This is a genomic window from Streptomyces sp. NBC_00400 (assembly GCF_036048035.1).
Classification (GTDB): Bacteria; Actinomycetota; Actinomycetes; order Streptomycetales; family Streptomycetaceae; genus Streptomyces.
In genome coordinates this window covers 1,642,001-1,655,661 of record NZ_CP107940.1, presented here as the reverse complement: position 1 = coordinate 1,655,661, position 13,661 = coordinate 1,642,001, and the positions used below count along the sequence as shown (strand labels likewise).

General features: G+C 70.1%; 12 protein-coding genes and 1 pseudogene. 6 read left to right on the top strand and 7 right to left on the bottom strand.

Annotation, left to right across the window (positions count from 1 at the left end):
- Nucleotides 1–111: 111 nt before the first annotated feature.
- Nucleotides 112–750 (top strand): TetR/AcrR family transcriptional regulator, encoded by a 639-nt coding sequence (locus OHS81_RS07275; protein ID WP_328383542.1) that lies wholly within the window; start codon nt 112–114, stop codon nt 748–750.
- An 18-nt stretch (nt 751–768) separates the two neighbouring features.
- Nucleotides 769–1,008, top strand: a complete 240-nt coding sequence (locus OHS81_RS07270) for a hypothetical protein (RefSeq protein WP_328383541.1) — start codon at nt 769–771, stop codon at nt 1,006–1,008.
- Here OHS81_RS07270 and OHS81_RS07265 read toward each other — a convergent pair.
- From OHS81_RS07265 to OHS81_RS07255, 3 genes are all read right to left on the bottom strand, one after another.
- Entirely contained in the window at nt 1,005–1,415 is a 411-nt protein-coding gene (locus OHS81_RS07265) for a hypothetical protein (RefSeq protein ID WP_328383540.1), read from the bottom strand. The genes OHS81_RS07270 and OHS81_RS07265 overlap by 4 nt on opposite strands.
- A 417-nt stretch (nt 1,416–1,832) precedes the next feature.
- Nucleotides 1,833–2,633: a maleylpyruvate isomerase family mycothiol-dependent enzyme gene (locus tag OHS81_RS07260; protein WP_328383538.1), complete on the bottom strand. Its 801-nt coding sequence runs from the start codon at nt 2,631–2,633 to the stop codon at nt 1,833–1,835.
- A 116-nt stretch (nt 2,634–2,749) separates the two neighbouring features.
- Complete coding sequence (locus OHS81_RS07255) at nt 2,750–4,717, bottom strand: amino acid transporter (RefSeq protein WP_328383536.1); 1,968 nt, start codon at nt 4,715–4,717, stop codon at nt 2,750–2,752.
- 310 nt (nt 4,718–5,027) lie between these two features.
- On the opposite strand from OHS81_RS07255, the gene OHS81_RS07250 reads away from it, so the two are divergent.
- Complete coding sequence (locus tag OHS81_RS07250; protein ID WP_328383534.1) at nt 5,028–5,510, top strand: DUF4118 domain-containing protein; 483 nt, start codon at nt 5,028–5,030, stop codon at nt 5,508–5,510.
- A gap of 48 nt (nt 5,511–5,558) precedes the next feature.
- Here OHS81_RS07250 and OHS81_RS07245 read toward each other — a convergent pair whose 3' ends face one another.
- Both OHS81_RS07245 and OHS81_RS07240 read right to left on the bottom strand, forming a co-directional pair.
- A complete protein-coding gene (locus OHS81_RS07245; protein ID WP_328383532.1) occupies nt 5,559–6,050 on the bottom strand; it encodes a hypothetical protein in 492 nt (163 codons plus the stop codon).
- Between the two features lie 108 nt (nt 6,051–6,158).
- Nucleotides 6,159–8,864, bottom strand: coding sequence for a SpoIIE family protein phosphatase (locus OHS81_RS07240; RefSeq protein ID WP_443058663.1), 2,706 nt, complete (start codon nt 8,862–8,864; stop codon nt 6,159–6,161).
- Between the two features lie 261 nt (nt 8,865–9,125).
- Between OHS81_RS07240 and OHS81_RS07235 the strand changes: the two genes are divergently transcribed.
- Complete coding sequence (locus OHS81_RS07235; protein WP_328383530.1) at nt 9,126–9,653, top strand: DinB family protein; 528 nt, start codon at nt 9,126–9,128, stop codon at nt 9,651–9,653.
- Nucleotides 9,654–9,718: 65 nt separating this feature from the next.
- Here OHS81_RS07235 and OHS81_RS07230 read toward each other — a convergent pair whose 3' ends face one another.
- Together OHS81_RS07230 and OHS81_RS07225 are read right to left on the bottom strand one after the other, a co-directional pair.
- Nucleotides 9,719–10,954 (bottom strand): esterase/lipase family protein, encoded by a 1,236-nt coding sequence (locus OHS81_RS07230; protein WP_328383528.1) that lies wholly within the window; start codon nt 10,952–10,954, stop codon nt 9,719–9,721.
- A gap of 257 nt (nt 10,955–11,211) precedes the next feature.
- Nucleotides 11,212–11,450 (bottom strand): annotated as a pseudogene (locus tag OHS81_RS07225) (IS5/IS1182 family transposase); the annotation flags it as partial.
- A gap of 550 nt (nt 11,451–12,000) precedes the next feature.
- Between OHS81_RS07225 and OHS81_RS07220 the strand changes: the two are divergent.
- Nucleotides 12,001–12,711, top strand: coding sequence for a Crp/Fnr family transcriptional regulator (locus OHS81_RS07220; RefSeq protein WP_328383526.1), 711 nt, complete (start codon nt 12,001–12,003; stop codon nt 12,709–12,711).
- Nucleotides 12,712–12,807: 96 nt separating this feature from the next.
- The gene (locus OHS81_RS07215; RefSeq protein ID WP_328383524.1) at nt 12,808–13,659 is read left to right on the top strand and encodes a hypothetical protein; all 852 of its coding nucleotides are present in this window, start codon (nt 12,808–12,810) and stop codon (nt 13,657–13,659) included.
- Nucleotides 13,660–13,661 lie beyond the last annotated feature (2 nt).

Genomic DNA, 13,661 nt, shown 5'->3' with positions numbered 1-13,661 from the left:
GCGACCGTGCAGAAGAGTGCGACGTCCGCTCCGCCGCAGGTCATGGCACTATTGTGAGCAATTACTCAGGTCTCGCGCTACTCGCATTCGCCGCGCTGTCAAGGAGGTGCCATGACGTCGGGACGAGGTGGACTCCAGCCACGTAAACAGCCCCGTCAGGCCCGGGCCGAGCTCACCCGGCAGCGGATTCTCGCGGCCGCTGCTCACGTTTTCGCGGAGTACGGCCATGCCGCCGGGACCACCAACCGGATCGCCGAGCGGGCACAGATCTCCATCGGCTCGCTGTACCAGTACTACCCGAACAAGGACGTGATCCTGGTGGAGCTGGTGACCCGGCACCTGGACGCGGGAATGGCCGCCACCGCCTGCCATGAGGACGAGGGGCCGCCCCGCCCCCTTGAAGAAGCCATCCGCGGTTATGTGCGTCTCTCGATCGAGAACCACCTGGACGACCCGCAGCTCCTCCGCATCATGGTCGAACAGGTTCCCCGCTCCCCGGAGCTGCTGGAAAAGAGGTCCCGGTACCAGCAGTCGCGGACCGCCTATGTCCGCGAGCTGATCGAGAACCATCCGGAGAGCCGGGTCGACGACATGCATATCGCCGTGCGGCTCGTCGTCTCCACGGTCGAACTGCTCGTCCACCAACTCGTCGCCGCGCCCGACCCTCTTGACCCCGCCCGCCTGGAGAACGAACTGGTCGCCATGGTCACCGGCTATCTCAGGGGCGGGCCGCGGGGGCTGGAGTCTTAGTCGCCCACAGGGGAAGGTTTGAGGCCTACCCAGCAGACACAAAGGCTCGACCCGGAAGCCATCCTCCACCGGCTCGACGACTTCGAGACCGACGCCCGGTCCCGCGGAATCACCCACGCAACCTTCCGCCGGCTCACCGAAGCCTTCGGCCGCAGCGGCAACCAGCGCCAGGACGTCAGAGCACTACTGCTCAGCAGCCACCCGGATCAGTACCAGGCCCCGCTCTGGCACATTCCATCCGGAGCTGCGCAGTTTTAGGGTCTGCGTCGCAAGCTCCGCACGAAGAGCGGCACCGACAGCAGGAGGAGGGCTCCTTCGACGGCCAGGCTGACCAGCCCAAGCGGCTCTGTCCAATTGCCGATGTCATCGCTGAAGTGGGGCAGCCCCGGCCCTCTGGAGAGGACATAGCCCACCAGGGGGCCGAGGGCCACCCCAGCTGCCAGCAACCATCCCAGTCGTACGAGGCCGAGGAGAAGCAGGACCGCGGCGATCACGGCCGCGATCTCCAGGACGTGGTAGGCGACGCCTATGTAGGAGGGGTCCTTCGTTGCTGTGAGGCCGCCTTGGTCCACAACGTGGATGGCGGCGACCGCGAGGCACAGCAGAGCTCCTGCCCATCTGAGCGCCCAGGTGGCTTCCGCCACCACGGCAGTGCGGTGTGACATGCGAAGGTAGCTTCTCCTTTCCTTCGGGGGCGGGGGTGCTTGTCGCGCCCCAGTTACCTCTGGCCAGGTGGCTCCTCAACAAGCAACGCAGGGCCCCGCGTCAGCTCCCAGCCTCAGCGGGCAATCGGTCGCCGGCGATCTCTGCAGTGCAGACGAGTGATGCAGAAGGCATGCCACGGATCAGAAAGCACCTGACATCTACGGCTGACATCAACGATGCCGGACGGGGCGGACACCGGTAACTGTGTTCTGCTGGCGCACCAGTCGATGGCAGCAGCTGGAGCGGACCCGGAGCGAGTCGCCCTTCCCCGTAGTGGGGCGCCGGAGGAGTGGCCCGGGGGGTCGAACTGGTGTGAGTGTGAACGAACCGGCATGACACATGGGCCCCCACGCTGCCACGGAGCGCCGACCGCCCCCTCAGAACGCGGAGTGGGTGAACCAGCGTGCCGGCAGTTCCTCGTTGCCGGTCTTCTCGACGGTGTCCGCGTCGCGGGCCGGGCGGCCGTAGAGGAGGAGCAGCAGGTCCGCGGCGGGGCCCTGTACGACGGCGTCGGCGGGGCCGGCTGCCGCGTCTCCGGACTGCGGCGCTGCCTCGAAACCGTCGGGCCGCAGGTGGACCAGCCAGTCGCCGGCCGTGTCCGTGCACCGGAAGCGCAGGGTCTCACCGTTGCCGCGCAGGTGCGCCACTCCGGGGGCGAAGGAGGTTGCGAACGGCAGATTGACCAGGAACTCGTCCACGCCGTCGGCCGCGAGGACGGGGTCGATCACCGTGCGGGCACCCACGGCGCGTTCCGCGTCGGTGCGGTGCACCAGGGTCTCGAACAGCATCCGCCGCATCCAGAACCGGGCGTGGTGATCGGCGCCCCAGGCCCACATCGGGGCGTCCGGGTCGGTCCCGGCGAACGCGTCGGCTGCCCGGGCCGCGCTCGCCGTCAGCCAGTCGGCCCAGCCGTTGTCGTCCGCGGGAAGCTCCAGTTCCACCTCGCGGCTGCGCGGTGGCTCCTGGATGCGCTGACGCAGCAGGAGGGAGAACCACCGCTGCACGCTCCCGGTGTGCCGGACCAGGTCGAGGAGCGTCCAGTCGGGGCAGCCGGGCACCGGCAGCGACAGCTGCGCACCGTCCAGTGCCGCCACGAACCTCGCGGTCTCCGCCGCGACGGCAGCGCGGTGTACGGCAGGGGTGACGGTCTCCCGGCCCGAGGTGTCCGGCGTGTTCATGGGCGCTGTTCCCGCTCTCCTCGGCCCGGCGACCTGACCGGCCGGGCATCTGCGGGCAGCCTGTCACAGCCGGTCGGGGGAGCTGTGTGCGGGTGGCCCTGAGCGGGTCCCGTGACTCAGCCGACGTGCACCCGCGGGCGCCGGGCCGGGTCGGGCTCGGCGCGGCGCAGGACCTCCCGGGCGACCGGGGCGACCTCGCCGTCGCCGAAGACCAGGAACCGCAGCAGATGGCTGAACGGATGGCCCTCGGTCCAGTTGAAGTAGGCGTGCGGCACCTGGCCGGTGTGCTCGCGCAGCTGCATCAGCACGGCGGCGATGGTGTTCGCCACGCCGGCCCCCTCCACCCGCAGGATCTGCGCCCCGTACCGCTCCTCGCCCCGGACGTGCAGGTCCGTGGTGAAGTCCGAGGAGTCCCTGACGGTCACTTCGAGGAACAGCACCGGCCGGCCGTCGGGTATATGGGTCTCCTCGCGCTGGCTGTACTCCTTCTCCCGGTACTCCGCCGCGTCCCGCTCATCGGGCTCGTTGGCGATGACCCGCAGTGGCCCGGCCGCCATCGCGGCGCCGATCAGCCGCTCGGCCGTCTCGTCAAAATCGACCTGTACGGCGCGCAGTTCGAAGGCCCGGTGAACCCGTGAGGCGAACGAGGTCAGCAAGATGCCCAGGATGAACATCAGGGCGATCTTCAGGCCGTCCGGCCGTTCGATGACGTTGGTGACCAGGGTGTAGCCGAAGACGAGGGTGATGGCGCCGAAGCCGACCGTGGCCGCCCGCAGCCGCCGGTGGCGGGCGGCCACGGTGGAGGCGAACGACGCCGAGAGCATCAGCACCAGCACACCGGTCGCGTACGCGCCGCTCTGCTCGTCGACGCTGGCGTTGAAGAAGAAGGTGATGCCGAAGGCGGTGGCCAGGAAGATCAGCACCAGCGGACGCACCGCACGGGCCCACTCCGGCGCCATGCCGTACCGGGGCAGATAGCGCGGTACGAGGTTGAGCAGTCCCGCCATCGCCGAGGCGCCGGCGAACCAGAGGATGGCGATGGTGGAGAGGTCGTAGACGGTGCCGAAGGCCTCGCCCAGGTACTCGTGCGCGAGGTAGGCCAGCGCACGCCCGTTGGCCGAACCGCCGGTCGCGAACTCCTTCTGCGGGATCAGCAGCGTGGTGGCCAGGCTCGACAGCAGCAGGAAGCAGCTCATGACCAGGGCCGCCGTGGTCAGCAGCCGGCGGGTGCCCCGGATCCGGCCGGCCGGGTGCGCCGCGGTGTCGGTGGCGGCGCCCCGTACCTGCGGCATCACCGCCACGCCCGTCTCGAAGCCGGACATGCCCAGCGCCAGCTTGGGGAAGACCAGCAGCGCCACACCGACGATCGCCACCGGCGAGGAGTGCTCGGCGGTCATCGCGCTCCACCAGTTGCCGACCACCACCGGGTGCGACAGCACATTCCAGGCCGCGGTGGCCAGGACCACGACGTTCAGCACCAGATAGGTCCCGACGAGGCCGACGGCGATGCCGATCGCCTCACGGAAGCCCTTGAGGAACACCGCGCCCAGGGCGGCCAGCAGCACCAGGGTGATCCACAGGTTCGCGCCGTGCAGCAGGGGAGGGGCGAAGGGGTTCTCCACGACATGCGCCGAGGCATCGGCGGCGGACAGCGTCATCGTGATGATGAAGTCCGTCGCGGCGAACCCCAGCAGCACCAGGACCAGCAGCTTCCCCGCCCACCACGGCAGCAGTCGCTCCAGCATGGCGATCGAACCCTCGCCGTTCGGGCTCTCCTTGGCGACCCTGCGGTACACCGGCAGCGCGCCGAGCAGGGTCAGCGCGATCAGCACGAGCGTGGCGAACGGCGAGAGCAGTCCGGCCGCCAGCGCGGCGATGCCCGGCTGGTAGCCCAGTGTGGAGAAGTAGTCGACGCCCGTGAGGCACATGACGCGCCACCAGGAGTGGCCTTTGTGCTCGGCCGGCGGGGTGCCGTGCGGCCCGGGGTGGCGGGCGGCCTGGCTGCTGAGCCCGTCCAGGAGCCAGGCGCGCCACCGTCGGGAGGTGGGGGTGGGGGGCGTGGGGTCCGCCTCGACAGTGGTCATGCGGGGAAGGCCTGCCGATCATCGGTCGTCGTTCGGGCAACGAGGAGCGAGTATGCATCACCACATCAGCGGCGCCTCGGCCCACCCCGTGCCGGGCGACATCGGTGGGTTCGCCTCTGCCGTCCGGAGCGTGTTCACCGTGCCGTCAAGGCCGTGTCAGAAAGCATCCGCTGCCCGTACGCAGGGCGTTAAAGGACGGCGCGGCGGGGCTCCCGCACCGACTCCCGCGCGCACTCTGGCGGCAAGGGTCCACCGCGGGCCCACGGGACCGAACGGTCCGCCGCGCGGACCACAGCAGGAGGTGTTCCCTGTGGCCACCCTTCACCGTCCGGCGACCTCCTACCGCCCCCACCACCCGTATCTCCCCTACGCCCCGCACACCCGCCGCACCTCGCACCTCCCGCGGGCGGCACCGCCCCGTACCCGGCCGGCCCATCGGGCACCGCCCGGCCACACCCTCACCCGTGACCTCGCGCTGCCGCTCGGCGCCCTGGGAGCGGCGCTGCTGGTGACCGCCCTGATGCTGACCGGACAGACCGCACACGCCGCGGTCGCGCTCGCGGTCTTCGCCCTGCTGACGGTGGCCGTGTCCTCCCTCGCCCGGCCGGCCGTGGTGCCCGTGGTGGCCCTGGTGTCGTGGATGTTCTACGACGGCTTCGTGCTGAACCAGCGCTCCGACCTGGCCTTCCAGCCGCAGGACCGGACGGGCCTGCTGGTCCTCGTGCTCGCCGGTGTCATGGGCGCGGGCTGCGCCGCCGCCGTACGGGCCGTCCGGCGGCACTCGGCCGGCTGACCGGGGTCTGCCCGCGCACGGCCGGCACGCACCGGGCCCTCGCGACGCTCACCACCGGCAACGCCCCCGGTGGTGGCGCCGGCAGCACGCCCCGTGCCGGTGCTGCCGGACCGCCGCGGCCCGCCGCCGGCGGCCGGACGCGCCCAGAAACCCGAGTCCGATGCCCAGCATCCAGGTGTCCTTGGCCATCGGAATCCCGTCCTGGGTCGGCCGCAGACTTCCCTCCTGCCGCAACCCCGGGACACGCAGATACAGACCGACCAGCCCGCCGGAGAACCCGGTCAGCGCCAGTCCGGCCAGCCGGGTGGGTACGAACGGCGCCAGCAGCGCGCCGCCGACCACGAGCTCCGACCACGACAGGAGCCGGGTGAACCGCTCGGCGGGAATCCTGTCCAGGAACGGGTACGCCACACAGGCCATGCCGTGTACGGCCTCCGCGGTGGCCTGGTCCGCCCGCAGCTTCGTCAGCCCGGAATTCAGGATGAACGCACCGGTGGCGAGCCGGGGGGCCAGATCACGCGCTTCGGGCAGCTGCACCATGGGAGCCTCCAAGATCAGATCTTCGGCCCCTTCCACGAGCTTAGCCAGCGGGCAGGAGGGGTGCATCCGAGGTCGGCGACGTCTCCGACGTCCCCGACGTCCCCGACGTCACAGCGCAGGCACGTCGTCCCACTGGTCGAGGATGCCGTCGGCCGAGTCCGGGCCGGGCTCCGGGCGGCCGCCGTCGAGGGACTGCTCCGTCCAGATGATCTTGCCGTTCGGTGTGTAACGGGTGCCCCAGCGCTGGGCGAACTGGGCGACGAGGAAGAGGCCGCGGCCGCCCTCGTCCGTGGTGGCCGCCCGGCGCAGATGCGGGGAGGCGCTGGTGCCGTCGAAGACCTCGCAGATCAGCGCACGGTCGTACAGCAGCCGTACCCGGATCGGCTGGGCCCCGTAGCGGATGGCGTTGGTGATCAGTTCGCTGAGGATCAGCTCGGTGGTGAACGCGAGCGCCACCAGGCCCCAGGACTCCAGCGTGCCCAGGCACGCCGACCGGATGCGCGCGACGGCCGCCGGATCGGAGGGCACCTCCCATTCGGCGACCCGGCCGGGTTCCAGCAGCTGGGTACGGGCCACCAGCAGGGCGACGTCGTCACCGGGGTGTTCGGGCAGCATCGTGTCGAGGACCGCTGTACAGATCTGCTCCGGGGTGTCGTCCGCCGCCGTCGCCAGGGCCGTTCGCAGCACCTCCAGGCCGGTGCCGACATCGCGGTCACGGCCCTCGATCAGCCCGTCCGTGTACAGCACCAGCCGCGAGCCTTCGCCCAGGGCGAGCTCGGTGACCTCCACCGGCTCGTTGCCGCCCAGTCCCAGCGGCGGGGAGACGGGCACCTCGGGGAACGACACGGTGCCGTCGGGGGCGATCACGGCCGGCCCCGGGTGGCCCGCCCTGGCCAGCGTGGCCCGGCCGCCGACCGGGTCGTAGATGGCGTACAGGCAGGTCGCGCCGGTGATGCCGGTGCGGCCCGGGTGCGCGGGCGCCCCCCGGCCGTCGCTGCCCGTGCCGGTGCCGCCCGGCCACGGTCCCTCGTTCTCGGCCCCGCCCCTGCCCCCGCCCTCCTCACCGGTGCCGGACCCCGCCGCCTGCACCTCGTCGGTATCGATATGGGTGACGAGTTCGTCCAGGTGGTTGAGCAGTTCGTCGGGCGGCAGGTCGAGAGCGGAGAAGTTGTGGACCGCGGTGCGCAGCCGGCCCATGGTGGCGGCGGCGTGCAGACCGTGTCCGACGACATCGCCGACCACCAGCGCGACCCGGGCACCGGGCAGGGAGATGACATCGAACCAGTCGCCGCCGACCCCGGCGTGCGCGGGGAGATAGCGGTGCGCCACCACCAGGGCCGACTGTTCGGGCAGGGTCTGCGGCAGCAGACTGCGCTGCAGGGTGACGGCCGTGGTGTGCTCACGGGTGTAGCGGCGGGCGTTGTCGATCGCGACCGCGGCCCGCGCGGTCAGCTCCTCGGCGAAGGCCAGATCCCCTTCCCCGAAGCCGCCGGAGGTCCCGCTCCGCCAGAAGCCGGCCAGCCCCAGCACCACGCCCCGCGCCTGCAGCGGTACGGCGATCAGCGACCGGATACCGGCGTCCAGCACCCGCTGGGCGCCTGCGGGATCCTGCCGCCGCCACTCGTCCGACCTGCGCAGATCGTCCACCAGGACCGGACGGCCGCTCTCCAGAGCCGTTGCCATCGGCGTACCGGACACCACCCTGAGCACTTCGCCCACCCGGTAGATCGCCGACTCGTCGAGGACCCCACGGACCGCCATCCGCCGCAGGTCGGTACCCGCCCCGGCCGCCGGTTCGTCGCCCCGCAGCACCGGTTCCAGCAGCTCGACGGTGGCCACCTCGGCGAACCGGGGCACCGCGACCTCGGCCAGCTCCTCGGCGGTGCGACCCACCTCCAGCGTGGTGCCGATCCGCAGCCCGGCGTCGTAGATCAGCTTCAGCCGCTCCTGGGCCACGCCCGCCCGGCCGGCCAGGGCCCGCAGTTCGGTGGTGTCCCGCAGCGTCACCACGGTTCCGGCGGGTCCGCCGTGGGGAGCGGTCGGCCGGACGCTGACCCCGATCAGCCGGTCGCCCGCCAGCAGCACCTCGTCGGTCGCCTTCCGCCCCGAGGTCAACAGCGCTTTCAGCCGCGGTTCCAGACCCAGGTCCGCGACCGGGCGCCGCTCCGTGTCCGGGGGCAGCCCGAGCAGCCGCCGGGCCTCGTCGTTGGCGAGCAGCAGCCGTCCGTCGCTGCCGATGATCAGCACGCCCTCCCGTACGGCGTGCAGCACCGCGTCGTGGTGCTCGTACATCCGCCGCAAGTCGGCCGGATGCAGCCCGTGCGTCTGCCGCCGCTGCCGACGGCTCAGCCATGCCGCCCCGCCGGCGACCACCAGCAGTCCGCCGGCAACGGCGCCGAGCAGCATCGGCAACTGGTCCACCACCGGCTCGCCCGCCCGCTGGACGCGGATCCCGACGGGCACGGACCAGGCGGCCGGGTCGACACCGGAGGCCTGACGCGCCGCCTCCGCCCGGGGCTGCAGCAGCGCGGTGGGGTCGCGGGATGTCATCGCGGCGAGGGTTCCCGGCGCAGGGGCGAAGGCGGCGGCCCCGGCGGGGGCGCGCTGACGGGCCTCCTGCATGCTCGCGCCCTCCGCCTGGCGGGCGGGAGCCACGACGGCCGCGATGATGACCAGCAGCACCGCGAGGGCGAGCTGCGGCACGCACACCCGGCCCGCCACGCTGTGCATGGTCAGCAGCGAGCGGAGGCGCTGTCCGGGGGAGCGTGGTGACGCCTGCGAACGGTCACCCTCTCGCCCGAAAATTTCCGTCATGACCCATATCTAGCATTGTGCTCCCTCGCCGGGTGCCCGGCCGTGTCGGCCCCGTGCGCCGCCCTCGGGCCCGCCCCCATGTCGTTGATCAGTGCTCAGCCACTCTCCCCGGGCCGCGCGACCCGCTCGGGCGGCAGTGCACCGTCCGTATTCCCCCTTCCCGCATTCCTCCCTTCCCCGTCTCTTTGGCCCCTGGCCGCATGACCGCCGGGCGGTGCCTCGCCCCGTCATCCGCCCGTGGTGTGTGCAAAGGTGTGGCGCATGGGGACAACACCGGACGGGCGGCCGATTCCGCCCCTGCAGGCCGATGAACGCGCCACGCTGGAAGGCTGGTTGGACTTTCATCGCGCCACGCTCCCGCTGAAGTGCGAGGGACTGGACGACCGTCAGATCCGCCTCGCCTCGGTGACCCCGTCATCCATGACGCTGCTGGGCCTGGTCCAGCACCTGGCGGAGGTGGAACGCAACTGGTTCCAGCGGGTGTTCGCCGGCCAGGACGTCCCGCCGGTCCACGAGGCGGACAACGCGGACGGCTTCACGCCGGCCGCGGACCGCGGGATCGACGAGGCCCTGGCCCGCTGGCACGCGGAAGTCGCACGCAGCCGCGAGCTGACCGCGGCCGCCTCGCTGGACGACACCGGCAGCCTCTCGGAGCAAGAAGCCGGCCTCGCCGGCGGCCAGGGTGTTTCGCTGCGCTGGATCCTGGTCCACATGATCGAGGAGTACGCCCGCCACAACGGCCATGCGGATTTGCTCAGGGAGAGCATCGACGGCGTCACGGGGGCCTGAGGGCCGTCGGGCCTCCATGAGGTCACGGCCGCGGCTGGAGAGCCTTCTGGCGGGCCGTCGGGGCGCTATCCGAAGGTGTAGCTGTGTGTGCGGGGGTTGGGGTACATGCCTGCATCCGTGTCCCAGTACGGGCCGACTTGGGTGTAGGTGAACTTCACCGTCCAAGTCCCGGTGGTGCCGCTGGATCCGGGCCAGTAGAGGTTGGTCGTCACCGCCCCGTCGTAGTTGGCTGACGGTCGGCTGGATCCTGACAGGGTGACGTGGTGGGAACCCCCCTTACTGATATCAGCCTTCAGGGTCAGGGGGTATCCCCACTTCCCGCTCGGGTGATACCAAGCACCGCCCCAGAAATAGCGGGTTTCCAGAACCTTGGCGCTTGCCTGCAGGTTGTTCTTTCCGTCATCTACCAGGCAGAACTTCAGACGTGACCGCGTCCATCCGCCAGTTCCGAAGATCTCTTCCTCTTTCGAGCAGCGTTCCCTGTTTGCCTTCCGGATGAAGTTCAGGGTATCGGCGAGGACCTTCTTTTTCCTGACGATCGACGTATGCACTTCCGAGCCGCCCCTGGACTCTGAGTACTCTTCGGCACTGCTGCTGATGTGCCGATTGCCGGCTCCGCGGAGCTTGACCGAATCCGCCTTCACCATCTCATCCTGGGAGATGGCATAGGTGAGGGTGTTGTTCTCGTTGTATGCGCCCATGTTCTCGGTGCCGCTGTTGAGGATGTGGAGGGTGGTGGAACGTGATTTCATGTCCTGAACTGCGGCGTTGCAGTACCCCGCCGGGATATTGGGGCACCAATCCGCCAAGTAGGAACCGTGATTGGGCGAAGCGAGCGTGACCAGCGACCCCACTGAGAGATCTTGCTTATGCTGGTGGGCGACCATGCGGGAGATGAGGCCGCCCATGGAATGCCCGACAAAATTCACCTGCTTCCCCGTCAGGCCCTCTTTTTGTAGCCACTTCCATAATCGGTTGGTGTTGGCCTGAAGGGGGTCGTGAGTGTCGTCTCGGTAATCGAACGTCTTCACTTCACCGGCGTAGTGTTCGTGCGAAAAATATTTTTTGGCTGTTTCCCAGACGCCAGGGGTGTCATTGAGCCCGTGCACGAACACCACCACCTCTGAGTTGGCGGCCGCGGCAGCGGGGGGTGCTGCGACAACTGCGGCAGGAAGGGCGACCACCACTGCGCCTGCGGCGGCTGCCCCCAAGCGCGCACGCATCGCCTCGGCCCAACGCCCCCTTCTGCCCTCGGCCTTCCGTGAAAAATGGCTTCTACGTCCCCGAAGGCGATGCGGCATGAGGATGGGTTCCTTCTCTACTCTCGGCGAAATGCGGAAGGTTCCAGGTCCTGCAGATCAGATTCTTGGCAGGAAATTCTCAACCGAGATTTTACCTTGCATTGTTCCCCGCCGGCCCGTCCGATCAAGCCCCGTGCGAGGTCGCACACCGCTCATGGGGCCGGGTTGACGCGCACCCGGATGGAGCAGTTGCCGCACACCGGGCCGACCGGCCAACGGGCCTGCGCCTGAGGGGAGGTTCGGCGCAGCGAGCCTGTCCGCTCGCGCAGCCGTCGGCGGTGGATGTCGTGGTCGTACCCGCGGTCGGCACACCCCGCACGGGGCCTGCGGCGGGACGGCCCCGCTTGCCCCGCACATGCGAGGCGTCGACCGCGGCCCGGGAGAAGTCCAGCCGGTCCGCCGCCCGCAACCGGTCCAGCAGCATCCGCTGAAGCTCATCCCGGACGCCGGCTGCCTGCCACTCGGCCGGCCGTCGCCGGCACGTCGGCCCCGAACCGAACTCATATGGCCAAATACGGCCAATCGGCCCGGAGTATGTGCAGGAAGCGGGCGAATTGGATCTTCGGAAAGCGCCCCGCGGGGTCGTGCGTCGTAGCTCTGGTCCTCTCCGATCCGCTGAAACCTTTCTGCTGTCATGTTGTCCAAGAGGAACCACGGGGAGGGGAGGGGGAATCTGTGGAATTGCCGACTCCCCTTCATGTGTGCTGAATCAGCGCCTGGTCGTCGAAAACCCGAGTTTTCGCCAAGCCTTCGTGCCGCTTCCGCTTCGGTCGGCGATGCGTCCGATACGTCCGCGGGTGCGGCCTGACCTCGGCATCGTCGGTGGAGAAGGGGGCGGGGCGAGTGGGGCTCAGGGCCTCGTGTGCGGGTGCGGGAGGGGGAAAGGGGGTGAGTGCAGGGAGAGTGGCGGGCGATCTACCTGGCAGTTCGATATCTACCTATGAGTACCGCCAATATGGCGCGATTACCTCCCCCGGGAGCGTCACTCTGCGACTATCAACGACAGTGGAAATCAGGCCATCCGGAATGCCGTGGGGGGAATGGCCATGGGGCTGCTCGGTGATGAGCTGGCGTTCGCGCGTGCTCTGACGGTCCAGGAAAACGAGGGCGTGATGGCCCTCGGAAATCGGAAGCGTTATGCGGCCGATGCTCATCTTCTGACCGAAGGCGACCGTTCCAGTCACGTAATGATCGTGCTTGCGGGCTGGGTGACCGTTTCCGTGGAGACGGACCGCGGTGCCACCCGGCTGATACTCGGCCTGCGCGGCCCCGGCGAACTCCTCGGGGAGATGGCCGCGTTGGACAGCCACCCGCGCAGCGCCACCGTACGGGCCCTGGGCCCCATAGAGGCCCAGGTCATATCCGGCGACGCGTTCCGTCGCTTTCTCGCCCTGCACCCCCGCGTCAGCGGTCTGGTGATACGCCAGCTCACCTTCCGGCTCCGCAGTGCCGACCAGGAGCGGTCCGCACTCGCCTCGCTCACCGTGTTGCAGCGCTTGGCCGCCCGGCTCACCGAACTCTCCCGGGCCGAACCCTCCGGCCCCTACGCGCCTTCTCTCCCGGGCCCTTCGCCCGCGGGCGCCGTCGTCCATCTGGCTCAGGACGAGCTCGCCGCCACCGTCGGGGCCACCCGCGAAGCCGTCGCCAAGGCCCTGCGGCTGCTGCGTACCCAGCAGGTCGTGCGGACGGGCAACCGGATGGTGGAAATTCTCGACCCCGCCTTGCTCGCCCTCCTCGCGGGCGGCCATCAGGAGTGAAAGTCACGCCCGGCCGTGTGTAAACGGCTACAGACGGCCTTGGTCCCGGGCCCGAAGCTGAGGGGGACACCGAGCCGACAGGACAGGGGGTACGGAGTGGACGACGACACGATGGATGTCGCCGAAGCGCGCTACGAGTTGGTGATCAGCGTCGACGCCCGGCGTTCCGGTGCGTACGACGATGTGGACAAACCGCGGATGCGCGCCCGGATCTACCGGGTCCTGGAAGCGGCGTTCACCCATGCCAAGGTGGCGCGGGACGCCGTCCACATGGAGGACCGCGGCGATGGCGTGCTGCTGTCGGTGGCCGGCCGGATCGCCGTGACCCGGCTGCTCGGCCTGTGGATGGTCGAGGTGCACGAGAGCCTGCGGGACGAGAACCGCGCCCTGCGCGTACCCCTCGGTCTGCGGGTGGGTATGCACGTCGGTCCGGTCCGGCACGACGGCCGGGGCATCAGCGGGCGCGCGGTGGACCTCGCCTGCCGGCTGGCGGATTCTCCCGTCGCCAGGCAGCTGCTGGATGCCGAACGAGCCGACCTCGTGCTGGTGGTCTCGGAGTCGCTGTACGAGGACGTGGTCAGCAGCGGCGGCAAGTTCATCGAGCCCGCGCGCTACTCCTCGGCCCGTCCGGAGCTCAAGGAGGGCGCGGTCACCGCCTGGTTCCATCTCCCGGGGCGGCCCGCTCCGGCGGTGCCGCTCGGTGATCCGCCGCCGGCCGGTACGGAGACGCCCGCGAGGGGGGAGGCGGGGGCCGAGGCCGCCGGACCGGATATCCCGGACGACGACACGGATGTCCCGGACGACGGCACGGACGGGGACGACCGGACCGGTGCCCCGGGTGCCCGCTACACCGTTCACGGCGACATGTCCCAGCACCGGGACAACGTGTACCAGCAGCCCGTGCACATCGGGCGGATCACCGGTGGCGCCGGGCCACGGAAGGACTGAGT